Genomic DNA, 14,348 nt, shown 5'->3' with positions numbered 1-14,348 from the left:
TTCTTTGCTTTCGCTGAATTTTGAGGCGGGGGTCTTACTGCCCATTAAAGCGGGATAAAAAGTGCTTGTATAGAGGAAATGTTTAAAATTGAGAATAAAAATAGCTAATATATAGGGGGTCTTCCTTTTAAAAGAATAAGACCTCCTATGCCATTTATTTTGTAATTTAGATGATCTAAAAACTTTTCCTCCAAGACATGAATACCTACATACAAATTTCATATTACGGATATGATTCGATCAAACATAAAACTATTCAGGAAGGAAGAATAATATGGAATGCATAAAAATGCCGAAATGGAGTTGGTATCATGTGAAAACTAGTGAGCTTGAAAAACTTTCTTCTATAATCCCTCGTGATGTAACATCTTATTTCTCTCAATTTGTAAAGAAAATAAGTTCTCCTTGTGAAAATGGATTATATGTTTATACGTTATCACCAAGTCAAACTTGTGTATATGGTTCGTTTTTATATGATCAAGATAAAAAGGACGCCAAAATTCAAAACTTTCTTCATTATTTCGTAGCTCATGGAATACTGATAACGGTCCAAGAAAAAGAGGAAGAGGATTTTCAAAAATTAATACATAATTCCTCTTTTAGTGTAAAAAATTGTAATAGCTCCGCTGAAGGATTATGTGCTATCTTATCAATGTTTATATCTCACTACTTGAGAAAGGTTGACTATTTCGAAAACAATTTCAGAAATGTATTATGGGATTTTTATCATCATAATAACATAGCAGTTTTAGAAAGAATTTATCATATTCGTCATGAATTATTTATGAACACACATGTGTTTCGCTTAATACAAGAAGTGTTACAAGGCCTGAAAGAAGCTTGGTTAGAAAACCTAACAAACACCCTTTGTTATAAACAAACACACGTAAAATTAGAGCGTGGATTACAACTTGTTAAAGAGTACCAAGAAGAATTAGACACGATGATTCATTTACAAGAAGTTGTTTCTTCTCATCGTGGGAATGAAATTATGAAAGCTCTTACTGTATTAACTGCTGTAAGTACGCCTTTGACGGCCTTAGGAGCATTGTGGGGGATGAATTTTAAATATATGCCTGAACTAGAATGGAAATATAGCTATTTAATCGCTCTCTTATTTATTATTTTCACAACAGTGGGTATGTATTTGTATATGCGGGTGAAAAGGATGGACAGGTGATTTATTACGAGTAAAGAAAAAGAAATCTTTTTTTAAATCCAATTAATCCTTTTTATAAAAAATATGATAGATATTAACCTAGATATATGGTTAGGAATATTTATTAATTGAGGTAGTATCATATCCCCATCAAGTTAAAGTTTTGATGTTCACGCAATGAAAAAAATGGTGAATATTTATATGAAAGATTAGAGCTCTTCTTCTTGTAGGAGGGCTCTAATCTTTGTTTAAAAACTATATCATACACATGGGCAGAATCATTATCTGAAATTTGTCCCGATTCAATTTAGAATACGACAAAAGAGAACTTGCGTTAGAAAACAAGCTCTCTTTAAAAGAAATAACGTAATTGAGATACTTATATAGTAACAATTGTTTTCTTCTAATTCCATATGTCTTATGTTGAGAAATAAATTATAAGTGGCTTGATAAAGCTAAAATGAATGATTGACATAATATTTTGACGATAATATAATGAATCTCGAATTCAAGATAACTTGTAAAGGATTGGTAATTGTGAGGGTGATTAACGATGAGAGCCTATCTTTAAAGTTATTTGTTATATTATCAAGGGAATTACAGTCAATCACTAAACGTATTGAAAAGGATATAAAAATTTATGGACTTAATCCAACAGAATTTGCAGTGCTTAAGCTATTATACAGTAAAGGCGATCAGCCTATACAAAAACTTGAAGACAAAACATTACTTGCAAGTAGTAGTATCATGTATGTAGTGAATAGGTTGGAAAAGAAGAGGTGAAAACCATGTCCTAAAGACTGCCGTGTCATGTATGCGTCAATTACTTCAGAAGGTATTGAATCGATGATATTATTTTTCCTCAGCATAAAGAGGAGATTCGGCAAATATTTGGTAGTTTGGACTATATTGAGAAAAAAATAATAATGAAACGGTTGAAAAAGTTAGGATATTACGCACAGAAATTGTAAGTTTGTAGAGGCTATTTCTGTTTAGTAATATCCTAATTACATATAAATTAAATAAATAGGAGGAAAAATTAATAAGTGGTAGTAAATGTATTATAATACAAAATGAATAAATCATATTATTTAAATCAGTACAGTAGGGAATAAAGTTGTTATATTAACGTATACATATCGTCCTTTTCATTATAAATCTTTCATAAAGCGGAGAGTGGGTATCAAGAATGGAATTACGTCATTTAGAGTATTTTATTCAAGTTTGTAATAATAATAGTTTTACTAAAGCTGCGGAAGTTCTAGGTATTTCACAGCCGACTTTAAGCCAACAAATCCGTGTGTTAGAAGGTGAACTTGATACACCCTTGTTTCATCGAGTTGGAAGAGGTATCAAAATGACAGAAGCGGGTAAGTTGCTATTTGATAAAGGAAAATTTATCATGCAACAATTTGATGACGTTTATAATGAAATTTTTGAATTAAAGGGGGTAAAAAGAGGGGTAATTACTATAGGAGGTTTATTAGAGGATCTCACTTATTTAACACCTTATATTATGAAGTTTCAACAACATTATCCTAACATCGTAGTAAAAATTATAGAATCTGAAGTTGCTGTAAATCAAATCGTTGATAAAAATATTGATATAGGCATCACGCGTAGTGCTCAAATTCCAGACACATTAACAAGCACCCTTTTGTATAGCGAAGAGCTTGTCCTTGCCATTCCAAAAAATCATCCTTTGAATGAAACATCATTTGTTTCTTTTCGAGAATTAGTAGGACTGAGTAGAATAATGGTTTCATGTAGTTGTCGTGAATCTATTAAAATATATTGTGAGAGTTTAGGGTTATCTTTATCCGAAGCAAATATAGAAACAAAATCTTCTATTTCTCTATTGAGTCTTGTATACAATGGACATGGGGTTGCCATAATACCTCTTTCACTGGTTAACTTCGTTAATAATGATACTTTGAGCATAGTTCGTATTATTGAACCAACACCAAGTCAAGATATTAATCTTATTCACTTTGATGATAAATTTTTAAGTTTTGCAGCACGTATCTTTATGCAGAAGTTAAATGAACCTAAAAAAGTATTAGTATAATAGAAATAATAATGATTATAGTGTGGGAATTAAAAATGATACATAATTCTTAGGATAAGACCTAAATTACAGTTAAAGGGCAAGTAGATTTATATGTGTGGTGTAGTCGCTTCAAAAGGGAATACCATGGAATTTTACTTAAGGGGAGAAGGCTGTTAAAAACAAGTCAAGTTAATCAATTAACTCTTCGGTCTTATCGCATAGTAATAGATTCCATTAGGGATATACTGCTATTTCTGTTTACATATTCTTATTGCATAAAGAAAACCACCGGGCATTATACCGGTGGTTTTGACTTAGAAAGCAAAGCAAGTACAACCAATACCCCATTTAGTTCCATCTTTTCCTATTATGGTATGAGTGTGTTGATGGAGAGGGTTACTGCAACTATGTAACTTGTGATCATGGGCATCGTGAGAAAGTATAGTGTGGGCTAGGTTAGCACCACCATAACCATAAACTCCCGTCGGTGACCAATTAGGTGATGCTGGCGGCAATTCAGGTGATAGCCTTTTAAATTCATCATTTCCATAAACAACCTGCCCACCCATAATAGTGAGTAATGATTCAAGGTTCTTGATTTCTTCTTCTGGCACAGTAAAGTAGTCAGCAGACAATACAGCAATATCAGCAAATTGACCCACTGCAAGGATTCCCTTTTTACCTTCATCATCAGAGAACCACGCACTTCCTTTTGAATATAATTCCAGGGCTACTTTTCTATCAAGTTTATTTTTTTCGTCGTATATCGAAAGACCACCAATGGTTTTTCCGGCAACCATCCAGTAAAGAGCGACCCAAGGGTTATAGCTGGAAACCCTAGTTGCATCACTACCTGCGCCAACAGGTATACCTAGGTCTAACATACGATAAATCGGAGGAGTACGCTTTGCAGCTTCCTTTCCGTATAAATCAACAAAGTATTCACCTTGAAAAGCCATGCGGTCTTGGATAGCGATACCGCCATTTAAAGCCTTAACACGTTCCATACTACGATCTGAGATTGTTTCTGCATGGTCAAACCACCATCGTAGACCATTAAAAGGAATTTCTTTGTTGACTTCCTCAAATACATTTAAGAATCGTGTGATTGACTCGTCATAAGTTGCATGTAAACGGAATGGCCAACGGTTTTCTACCAATAGAGAAATTACTTTCTTTAAGTCAGCTTCCATCATCGTAGCTAGTTCGGGCTGTGGCATTTGAAATTTTTCAAAATCGGCTGCCGAGAATACTAACATTTCTCCGGCACCATTCATTTTATACTTATCATTTCCTTGACCTGGAGAAACAATTTTTGCCCATGAAGCAAAGTCTTCATATTCATGATTTGGATTTTGTGTAAATAGATTATAAGCAATACGCAAAGTTAATTGTTCCTTCTCAGCTAAATGTTCAACAACTTTGTAGTCATCAGGATAATTTTGGAAACCGCCACCTGCGTCAATGGCACTTGTAATACCTAATCTATTTAATTCGCGCATAAAATGGCGAGTTGAATTAATCTGGTCGTCAAAATTAAGTATTGGAGCTTTACCCAAACTTGAATAAAGAATAGAAGCGTTAGGATTTGCAATTAAAAGGCCCGTTGGATTACCTCGTTTATCCCGTTCAATTAAACAACCTGGAGGGTCTGGGGTATCTTTTGTGTATCCCAGTGCACGCAGCCCTGCACGATTTACAAGTGCTCTATCGTAAAGATGTAGCACAAAGACAGGTGTGTCTTCAGAAACAGCATTAATCTCTTCCAAAGTTGGCATCCGTCTCTCTTTAAATTGAAATTCAGACCAACCTCCAACTACTCTTACCCACTGAGGAGCAGGTGTACGCCTTGCCTGTTCTTTGAGCATTTCGAGAGCAATGGCAATTGAAGGCACACCTTCCCATCGTAATTCCATATTATAATGAAGACCGCCACGAATAACGTGTATATGAGAGTCATTCAGACCTGGAATAGCTCTTTTTCTTTTAAGGTCTATTTTTTTTGTTTTTTCTGTGGCGCTATCAAGAAGCTCATCTCCACCTATTGCAGTTATTAAACCATCAGTTATGGCGATAGCAGATACCTCAGGTTGAGAGGGATCAAGGGTAGTAATTTTTCCGTTATATAAGATCATATCCGGTAAATTCATATTCACACCTCGTCTACTTCCTATTATTTTGTAACCATGGATGAAATAATTTACCGAAAATCGGCATAACTACCCATGATAGCAAGGACACTATACATACAGAAACAAAAAAAGCGGACATAATAGGATTCATATGTTTTATGATAGGTCCTATCAATTTAGGAACTAACATGCTAAGAGGCCATACACCCAGAAGGGTAACGATAGACATTTTCCATTTTTGAGGTGGGACTGGCGTTTTCGGAGTAACAAACCAATAAGCCAAACTGCTTTCAGTTTTATAACTTGGATTAGTAACTTGAAATTGTTCGGCCGTTTTTAACAAATCTCGGCGAACATCTGATTCTTGCCAAGCACGTAGATGCTCATACGTATCAAAGCGAAAAATAACAGTATACTCTCTGAATTCGTTATTTGGGACTATTAGATTTACACCTAAATGTCCTGGGAATTTAGTAGCGGCAGCTTCAATTTCGTGTCTCCATGTTTCAAACTGTTTTTCTTTACCCTGTTGAATTTCCCATGTAACAATCGTTGTTACTGGATCGGCAGCATCCATCGCGTTCCCTGTATAAGTCTCTTCGACAGCTACTCCTTCTTGTTTCATATTTTCCTGCTTGGAAGCGCACCATGCACCATAGTATATGCGTATTCTACACCTTGACCATAAGCACCAGTGTGTTCCTTTACAATCTCCATTACAGCATCATAAGTATCTTTGTGTGCCCAGTCACGTTGGTATTCAAGTAAAACTTGAATTGCTGTCACTGGAATTGCACCAGCTTGTTCTACACGGCGCATAGCAGCGTTATGTGCTGTCAAACTAGTACCACCTGAAGCATCATCAACTGCATACACCTCATAGCCAGCTTTCATTGCTTCAAGCACAGGGAATGCAAGGCAAACTTCAGTCCAAAGTGCTGCAAATATTAATTTCTTTCTACCTGTTGCTTTAACTGCTTCAACAAATTTTGGATCTTCCCAAGAGTTCATTGAACTGCGTTCTATAATTTCATGGTTTGGGAATATGTCAAGAATTTGTGGCCAAAAATAACCAGAAAAGCTACGTGTCTCAACTGTAGTAAGAATAGTAGGTACGTTAAAAGTTTTTGCTGATTTAGCAAGCAACATAACGTTATTAATCAATGTTTGTCTATCAATACTTGCAACTCCAAAAGTCATTTGAGGCTGAAAATCAATTAAAATTAAGGCACTGTTCTCTGGATTTAACAATTCTAAATTACTCATAATAAAACGCTCCTTTTTTTAATTGTTGAAAATAATATATTTTCAACAATTAAAACTGTAATCGTAAAAAAAAAATTTTGCTATACCTTTTAATTTAAAAGAGAGTGCTGATTTAATCAGCACTAAATGTATACTATCCATTTTTTTGAAAGTGATTTAAAGTCATTTCTTTGAAATACATTTATGCATTTTGTTTACTAAGATCTCGCTGCGCGCCCATATAGCTTCCAATTATATTTTGATAGCCTGGAAGATTACTAGCAAGCAAATTACCAAAACCTTCGACATCGTTGCGCCAATCGCGTTGTAATTCGCAAGCTACGCTAAACCAGTTCATAAGTTGCACGCCACTATGTGCCATGCGAGTATTTGCAGCATCTGCAACTTGTTTACTGAAAGTTCCCGAAGCATCAGTAACAGCAAATACTTCATATCCAGCTTTTATAGCGGAAAGTGCTGGGAAAGTAACACAAACGTCCGTAACTACGCCCGCGATGATAAGTTGCTTCTTTCCAGTTTCTTCGATTGCTTTTACAAAATCATCATTATCCCATGCGTTAATTTGTCCAGGGCGAGCTATTTTTTGTGCGTGAGGAAAGAGATCAACCAATTCTTGCATTAAAGGTCCGTTAGGTCCGTTTTCAAAACTTGTTGTTAAAATAACTGGTAAATCAAAAAACTTAGCAGTGTGAGCAAGAGCTAAAACATTGTTCTTAAATTCATCAACACCATAGTCACGTACTAGTCCGGACATAAGACCAGTTTGATGATCTACTAAAAGCACGACAGCATCATCTTTGTTAATACGAGAATAGAGATCAGTCATTATGTATTCCTCCTAAAAATTAAGTAATCGAAGAAAAGTTAAATAGTCGAATACTATCATAAGTTTCTTCGTTTGTTACGATTCGTTTATAACTAAGCTGACCAATAATATTAGTTATAGCAGCATTCATAGAACATGAAGTGCTATACAAATTTATAGTATTTGAAAACTGATTCGTTAATCAATTCTAAATTATCTATAATTCGTATAGGTCGTAACTATAGTTGTTTTCACTATAAAATAGATTGATTTTACCTATACATTCTATAGATAGAACGATATTGATAGTCACCTATTTTTGTTATTACAATTGAATATGAGTAATGTTCAGTAAGTATTTTATGATGAAAAAGATATTAGAGGGGGGATTGTTCCAAAAGGAGAAAATGAATGCATTGGAACAATAGAGTTTCATACTTAGAGTTCACAACATAAACGTGCATGAATAAGTTATGAGATTCATCCGGATTATTGAAGAAAAGGATACATATTAGAATATTTTTTGGAGGTAGAAGCATGGCTAAAATTACTGTAGGAACCGAAAACCAAGCACCAATTGAGATATATTATGAGGATCATGGCACAGGAAAACCAGTTGTACTAATTCATGGTTGGCCGTTAAGCGGTCGATCTTGGGAATATCAAGTTCCCGCTCTTGTTGAGGATGGATACAGAGTTATAACATATGATCGTCGAGGTTTTGGAAAATCATCTCAGCCGTGGGAAGGGTATGAATATGATACCTTTACTTCTGATTTACATCAACTATTAGAACAGTTAGAGCTTCAAAATGTCACACTTGTTGGTTTTTCTATGGGTGGAGGCGAGGTAGCCCGGTACATTAGTACGTATGGAACAGATCGTATTGAAAAGGCTGTTTTTGCTGGAGCAGTTCCTCCATATTTATACAAATCAGAGGATCATCCTGAAGGGGCATTAGATGATGAAACAATTGAAGCATTCAAAAGTGGTGTGATAAATGACCGCCTTGCATTTCTTGATGAATTTACTAAGGGATTTTTCGCGGCTGGTAATCGAACAGATTTAGTTAGTGAACCATTCCGTTTATATAATTGGGATATTGCAGCCGGTGCATCACCTAAAGGAACGCTTGATTGTATTACCGCCTTTAGTAAGACAGATTTTAGAAAAGACCTGGAGAAGTTTAATATACCTACTCTTATTATTCACGGTGACTCTGATGCAACTGTACCTTTTGAATTAAGTGGAAAACGTACATATGATGCCATTCCTGGTAGTAAACTCGCTTTAATACAGGGCGGTCCACATGGGCTAAATGCAACTCATGCTAAAGAATTTAATGAAGCACTCCTATTATTTTTAAATGACTGATTACAACTATATAATTGTTAATTGATAAATTATAAACAAGTAAAAATAAATCTAAAAAAAGATGCTCTTGGATAAATCCAGGAGCATCTTTTTTAAATGCGGAGTAGTGCACCACCGTAATCAATTCAAAGAATAGAAATCTTCTATAACGAAATTCCTATTCATTTTTTAATGGTGATATTGAGATGTTAGGTTGATAAATCTCCATTAATTTTGGATTGAATATTCTTCTTAACAGCTAAAATGTATTGATTAGAGTTTTTTAGATTTCTTTAGATTTCTTAGAAGTATTGTTATATTACTATCAAGATAATATTTTGAATAATCCTCAAAACAAAGAAATGTACATTTTTTTGAGGAAGAAATATCTTGTCAGAAAACAATAAAATCTTATTAATTTTTATAATTGGTAGAATTTTTGTGGAAATAATTCTCTTAATATATTAAAATAACATCGTATTATGTCAGATTTTAATTAGGGGAGAGAAATTTTATGTTGAAAAAAATCATTCCAGTTGCTTTAGCATTAAGTACAGTTACTTTTACTAGTGTATTTGCTGCGCCTTCAATCCAAGCAAGTACAGAACAAAACCGCTACATAGATGTACAAATGCTCGGTATTAACGATTTTCATGGGCAACTAGATACTGTAAAAAAAATTAACAATAAAGATGCAGGGGGAATTGAGTACTTAGGGGCTTATTTACGTGATCGTGAAAAACAAAATCCAAATACATTAAAGGTACATGCCGGCGATGTTGTTGGAGCAAGTACTCCTGTTTCAGCATTATTACAAGACGAACCTACAATTGAATTTCTAAATGATTTGAAATTCGATGTTGGAACGATAGGAAATCATGAATTTGATGAAGGTGTTGAAGAAATGAACCGCCTTATTTATGGTGGATACCATGAGAAAACAGGAAATTTTAAAGGAGCAAAATTCCCATATGTTGCTGCAAATTTCTATAATAAATCCACCGGTCGTTTATTTTTACCACCATTCACTATAAAAAAGGTACAAGGAGTTCCTGTTGGATTTATCGGAGTCGTAACAACGGATGTTCCTAATCTTGTTATGCCTACTATGCTAAAGAATGTAGAAATTACAGATGAAGTTGAAGCTATTAACAAATCCGTAAAGCAATTAAAAAAACTAGGCGTTAAATCTATCGTTGTTCTTGCACATAACGGAGGTACAACAGATGGGAACGGCGTAACAAATGGTGATATCGTCCGATTAGCAAATGAGACTGATCCAGAAGTCGATGTTATTTTTGGTGGCCATAGCCACACTTATGTAAATGGAACTGTTAATAATAAACTTGTCGTACAAGCAAATTCTTATGGTATGGCTTTTGCTGATGTTGATGTAAAGATTGATCGTAAGACACAAGATATTGTTGAGAAAAAAGCAGAAATTGTTACAACTTATCATGAAGGCATAGAGCCTGATAAAAAAATCAAGAAGAAGATGGAGAAATATCAAGCAAAAATCGCACCTCTTGTTAATGAAGTTGTAGGTAAGTCTATTGCTCCACTAGATCGCAAACTCAATACGGCTGGTGAATCTACTCTTGGAAATTTAGTTGCTGATGCCCAGCGTACAACAATGCAATCCCAAATTGCACTTATGAATCCTGGTGGTATTCGTAATGACTTAGATGCTGGTGATATTACATGGGGAGAGATATATGGTATTCAACCATTCGGAAATCAATTAATAAAGGTAAATTTAACAGGTCAAGACATTCGTGATATTTTAAATCAACAATGGCAAAAAGACATAACAAGAATGCTTCAAATTTCAGGGATCCAATACACTTGGGATGCGAATAAGCCTAATGGAGAAAAAGTAACAAGTATTCGCTTAACAAATGGAGAAGAAATCATTCCTTCTAAAACTTACAGCGTCGTTGCGAACGCATTTCTAGCTTCAGGTGGAGATGGATTTGTATCCTTTAAAAACGGTAAAGATGCTGAAACAGGACCAACCGATTTTGAAGCACTAGTAGATTATATAAAAAAATCAAAAGAACCAATTCAGTCTATTATTGATGGAAGAATTCAAAAAATAAATTAGTTTTTTATTAATCTCAAAAACAACTAGATTACCTGTGCGCTATACTTTTTAGTGTGCAGGTAATCTAGTTTTTTGATTTGAAATAGTCTAACTGTGGCCAATGGGTATACCGTCTAGATGCAGAGTGCCGAAAAAAAATGAAATAAACAAAAGTCGATATCCTGGACGTACAGGGAGTCTTTTTTTGAAAAAACGGGACATAGCGAACATCAAACAGGCTTAACGATAGATGTTAAAAGTATAAATAATGAACTAGAGTTATCATTTGTTAAGACGAAGTAAGAGAAATGGCTGAAAGAAAATGCGCATCGTGCAGGATTTATTATTCGCTATCCAAAGGAAAAAGAGAATGTAACTGGTTATGCGTATGAACCTTGGCACATTCGCTATGTAGGGGATGATGCTGAAAAAATATACAAGGAAAAACTAACTTTAGGGGAATATATGAGATAAGAAGGCTAAAGTGAATTGGAAATCTGTATTTTTTGTTTGGGGGATAGTATTTTATAAAATAGTAGGGTACTTTATTTTAATAGATTGAACAACTGCCTATCTAAAAATTTGATAGGCAGTTTTTTTCTTTTGAGTACAAAGTGAAATGATTTTATTATGTTCGCACATATGAAAAGTGTAATGTATAAATATATTCTAAACACCAATTATTGTCCCTCATTATTAGCGATAGGATAGCTACTTAAGGACAAAAAAGAATTGGCTAACTTTTGTGCAAAATGTAATGGAGGCTCTACGGATTGGATATGAATATACATAATTAAGGGATTCATGTACAGCCAGTGATTATGTAAAGCACTTACAATAATTCCTTGTTGTACAATTGATTTCATAAATGCAGGAGTCTCTTCTTGTAGAATAGCGATTTCGCCTAAATTTAATGCATTACCATTTTGATCCAACGATTCAAAACTTACTCCGACGGGTAACTACATAGGTACGCGGTTTTCCTTGAACAAGCACCCTAAAATCACGGTGAAAAGACACCGAACAACCACCTTGACTTATTTTACTTTTCCCTTTAAGTATTGTAGCAAATTGTTCACAAATGAAATTAAAATTTTGCATAAATTCAATCCCTTTCTCGTACAAAATTATGTAATTAGAGATTTGATTGATGAAATACAGATAAACAATCTTTCTTCAACATTCAAAAAACAGGATGTAATTTTAATTTATTTAATGTTTATTTTAAAAGAAATGCACGTTATATTAATTAAATATTTAGAATTCAATCGAAAATGATTAGTATATTCGAGTTATTAAATTTATGATTCATGATAGTCCGTTCGAGATATTGTTATAAAAAATCTATAAAGTATGTAATTATACGCTTTTAGTCTATGTAGGTTAGATAAATATGTGTCTAAATTTGAATGATAAAACTAGAAAAACAACGGTGAGAAAATAACCAATAATATTTTATTTTCTATAAAAAGTACTGCTAAATAGTATTTTTTTCGAAATAAGTCTTTCTTATATAAGTATATTGCTACTATGAACATATCTATTTAAAAACAAGACTTTTTTGAATACAAAAGAATGGGTTCTAAAATACCTTGCTTATTCACGAAGAATTCAGTTGTTTCTCCTTGTATCTATTTATATTTTTAAGTATAGAAAAAACCTCTTATGAATATAGAAGGGAATTCCTTATGTTTTTCTTAAACAAATTATTAAATTACGGTTATTTTAACCAAAATTTTCATAGAATTACCTTTTAAAAGAACGTTAGTTCGTATATAATAAGAACAAGTGTTCCTTGTTGGGGGGTGATAACCTTGTATGATTATTCTCTTTTACCGAATCGTATTATTCTTTGTGTAGACCTTCGTAGCTTCTATGCAAGTGTGTCATGTATTAAAAAAGGACTGGATCCACGTTATACAAAATTGGCTGTCGTAGGAGATGTAAATCGGAGTGGATCAATCGTATTAGCAGCAACACCGCCATTAAAAGCGTTAGGGATTAAGAAAATGGCAAGGTTGTACGAAATACCGAAGCGGCCAGATATTATTATTGTAAATCCGATTATGCATACGTATATGAAATGTTCAACTTTCATAACTAGTTTGGCTTTGCAGTATGTTGCGCCGGAAGATTTTCATCAATATAGTATCGATGAGTTTTTCATGGATATGACTGCAAGTATTCATTTGTTTGCGAGTAATCCGCGCGAATTCGCATTAAAGCTCAAGCGAGAAATATATGAACGTACACGGATTGAAAGTACGATTGGTATAGGGCCTAATTTATTATTGAGTAAAGTAGCGATGGATATTGAAGCGAAAAAGAGTAAAGATGGAATAGCGCACTGGACGTATGACGATATACCCGAGAAGTTATGGAGTATTAGACCACTCAGTAAATTTTGGGGTATATCGTACAAAACTGAAATGAAATTGAATCGAAAAGGTATACATACAATTGGAGAATTAGCTCAGTATCCTTTGAAATATTTAAAGCAATCTTTCGGTGTAATAGGGGAAGAATTACATTTACATAGTAACGGGATTGATTTTAGCAGAATAGCAGAGAAATACGTTCCAGCGACAACATCTATAGCGAAAAGCCAAATATTATTACGGGATTATTCGATAGGAGAGTTCGTAGTTATTTTATTAGAGCATATAGAAGAAGTTTGTTATAGGTTGAGAAGAGAAAAGAAATATGCACAAACAATTCATTTTTCAATTGGGTATAGCAAGGAATATGGAGGGGGAATAAAAAAGGCACATACGTTAAATCGGGCAACAAATGTAACGATGGATATGTACAATGTTTGTACATATTTTTTATATGAGCGCTATACAGGAGAACCGATTAGATCGTTAAGTGTCTCATTAACAAACCTTATTAATGAAGGTGAAGAGCAAATTTCGCTTTTCGATAACATTGTACAAAGGGAAAAAGAAATCCGATTAACGAAAGTTATGGATGAAATTCGAACACGGTTTGGTAAGAACAGTATTTTACGTGGGATTTCCTACACAAGCGTCGCAACAGCAAGATATAGAAACACATTATTAGGAGGACATAAATCGTGAAGAATGCTAATATGCCAAAAGGAAGAGGGATGGTAAAGTGGCAACCGTTCTCTAGTATGCCAGAGCAATTCGCAGTTATTAAAGAAATGATACATGCGAAAACGAAAGTCACGCGTCCGATCTTAACAGAGGATGCAAAAGAAGTGCTTGAAAATAAGTTGTTATGTTCCTATTTAGGTGAGGAAGAGATTTTACTTACATATTATAAAGGTGGCTACTTATATAAAAATTACATAACAGTAGTTGATATTAATCCATTAAGAGAGGTGATTGTGTGTACTGATGCTTTTAGTACTAAGCGTACTTTTAAGTTTGTTGATGTAATTGAGATTAATTAAAGTATGTTTCTATGCAGTAGGATTATTTTTTAGCCTACTGCATAGAAAGGTCAGTTACAGTACTACACTTATACTAAAATAT

The 14,348-nt window shown here is 33.9% G+C and carries 9 protein-coding genes and 4 pseudogenes; 8 read left to right on the top strand and 5 right to left on the bottom strand.

The genetic code is table 11. The annotated features are described in order from the left end of the window. Positions 1 to 274 precede the first annotated feature (274 nt). From DPQ31_RS15305 to DPQ31_RS15295, 3 genes and pseudogenes are all read left to right on the top strand, one after another. Positions 275 to 1,226: pseudogene (locus DPQ31_RS15305) on the top strand (magnesium transporter CorA family protein). Between the two features lie 470 nt (positions 1,227 to 1,696). Beyond that, positions 1,697 to 2,130: pseudogene (locus DPQ31_RS29365) on the top strand (MarR family winged helix-turn-helix transcriptional regulator). A 218-nt stretch (positions 2,131 to 2,348) separates the two neighbouring features. Continuing rightward, a complete protein-coding gene (locus DPQ31_RS15295; protein ID WP_016108724.1) occupies positions 2,349 to 3,227 on the top strand; it encodes a LysR family transcriptional regulator in 879 nt (292 codons plus the stop codon). A 296-nt stretch (positions 3,228 to 3,523) separates the two neighbouring features. Here the strand turns inward: DPQ31_RS15295 and DPQ31_RS15290 are convergent, their stop codons facing one another. The 4 genes from DPQ31_RS15290 to ycaC form a co-directional block, all read right to left on the bottom strand. Further along, positions 3,524 to 5,359: an amidohydrolase gene (locus DPQ31_RS15290; RefSeq protein WP_141556018.1), complete on the bottom strand. Its 1,836-nt coding sequence runs from the start codon at positions 5,357 to 5,359 to the stop codon at positions 3,524 to 3,526. A gap of 13 nt (positions 5,360 to 5,372) precedes the next feature. Beyond that, entirely contained in the window at positions 5,373 to 5,966 is a 594-nt protein-coding gene (locus tag DPQ31_RS15285) for an antibiotic biosynthesis monooxygenase (RefSeq protein WP_000806845.1), read from the bottom strand. Beyond that, positions 5,963 to 6,607: a hydrolase gene (locus DPQ31_RS15280; RefSeq protein WP_000067163.1), complete on the bottom strand. Its 645-nt coding sequence runs from the start codon at positions 6,605 to 6,607 to the stop codon at positions 5,963 to 5,965. The genes DPQ31_RS15285 and DPQ31_RS15280 overlap by 4 nt, the downstream gene beginning before the upstream one ends. A 181-nt stretch (positions 6,608 to 6,788) precedes the next feature. After that, positions 6,789 to 7,433: an isochorismate family cysteine hydrolase YcaC gene (ycaC, locus tag DPQ31_RS15275; RefSeq protein ID WP_000131223.1), complete on the bottom strand. Its 645-nt coding sequence runs from the start codon at positions 7,431 to 7,433 to the stop codon at positions 6,789 to 6,791. Positions 7,434 to 7,949: 516 nt separating this feature from the next. Between ycaC and DPQ31_RS15270 the strand changes: the two genes are divergently transcribed. The 3 genes and pseudogenes from DPQ31_RS15270 to DPQ31_RS15260 all read left to right on the top strand — a co-directional run. Next, positions 7,950 to 8,786, top strand: coding sequence for a bromoperoxidase (locus DPQ31_RS15270; protein ID WP_098711655.1), 837 nt, complete (start codon positions 7,950 to 7,952; stop codon positions 8,784 to 8,786). Between the two features lie 493 nt (positions 8,787 to 9,279). Continuing rightward, complete coding sequence (locus DPQ31_RS15265; protein WP_098911761.1) at positions 9,280 to 10,869, top strand: bifunctional metallophosphatase/5'-nucleotidase; 1,590 nt, start codon at positions 9,280 to 9,282, stop codon at positions 10,867 to 10,869. A 186-nt stretch (positions 10,870 to 11,055) separates the two neighbouring features. After that, positions 11,056 to 11,322: pseudogene (locus DPQ31_RS15260) on the top strand (D-alanyl-D-alanine carboxypeptidase family protein); the annotation flags it as partial. 206 nt (positions 11,323 to 11,528) lie between these two features. Here the strand turns inward: DPQ31_RS15260 and DPQ31_RS15255 are convergent. Then, positions 11,529 to 11,949: pseudogene (locus tag DPQ31_RS15255) on the bottom strand (DUF1259 domain-containing protein). A gap of 713 nt (positions 11,950 to 12,662) precedes the next feature. Here DPQ31_RS15255 and DPQ31_RS15250 point away from each other — a divergent pair. Both DPQ31_RS15250 and DPQ31_RS15245 read left to right on the top strand, forming a co-directional pair. Beyond that, the gene (locus tag DPQ31_RS15250) at positions 12,663 to 13,928 is read left to right on the top strand and encodes a Y-family DNA polymerase (protein WP_016108720.1); all 1,266 of its coding nucleotides are present in this window, start codon (positions 12,663 to 12,665) and stop codon (positions 13,926 to 13,928) included. Continuing rightward, entirely contained in the window at positions 13,925 to 14,266 is a 342-nt protein-coding gene (locus tag DPQ31_RS15245) for a YolD-like family protein (protein WP_098911759.1), read from the top strand. Before DPQ31_RS15250 ends, DPQ31_RS15245 begins: the two co-directional genes overlap by 4 nt. Positions 14,267 to 14,348 lie beyond the last annotated feature (82 nt).

The sequence above is a fragment of the Bacillus sp. COPE52 genome (assembly GCF_003355115.1).
Lineage (GTDB): Bacteria > Bacillota > Bacilli > Bacillales > Bacillaceae_G > Bacillus_A > Bacillus_A toyonensis.
This window is presented reverse-complemented; position numbering and strand designations above follow the sequence as displayed.

Excerpts from the sequence above, each read along its gene's own strand:
- DPQ31_RS15295 (WP_016108724.1), top strand. The coding sequence starts at position 2,349 with ATGGAATTACGTCATTTAGAGTATTTTATTCAAGTTTGTAATAATAAT.
- DPQ31_RS15290 (WP_141556018.1), bottom strand. The coding sequence starts at position 5,359 with ATGAATTTACCGGATATGATCTTATATAACGGAAAAATTACTACCCTT.
- DPQ31_RS15285 (WP_000806845.1), bottom strand. The coding sequence starts at position 5,966 with ATGAAACAAGAAGGAGTAGCTGTCGAAGAGACTTATACAGGGAACGCG.
- DPQ31_RS15280 (WP_000067163.1), bottom strand. The coding sequence starts at position 6,607 with ATGAGTAATTTAGAATTGTTAAATCCAGAGAACAGTGCCTTAATTTTA.
- ycaC (WP_000131223.1), bottom strand. The coding sequence starts at position 7,433 with ATGACTGATCTCTATTCTCGTATTAACAAAGATGATGCTGTCGTGCTT.
- DPQ31_RS15270 (WP_098711655.1), top strand. The coding sequence starts at position 7,950 with ATGGCTAAAATTACTGTAGGAACCGAAAACCAAGCACCAATTGAGATA.
- DPQ31_RS15265 (WP_098911761.1), top strand. The coding sequence starts at position 9,280 with ATGTTGAAAAAAATCATTCCAGTTGCTTTAGCATTAAGTACAGTTACT.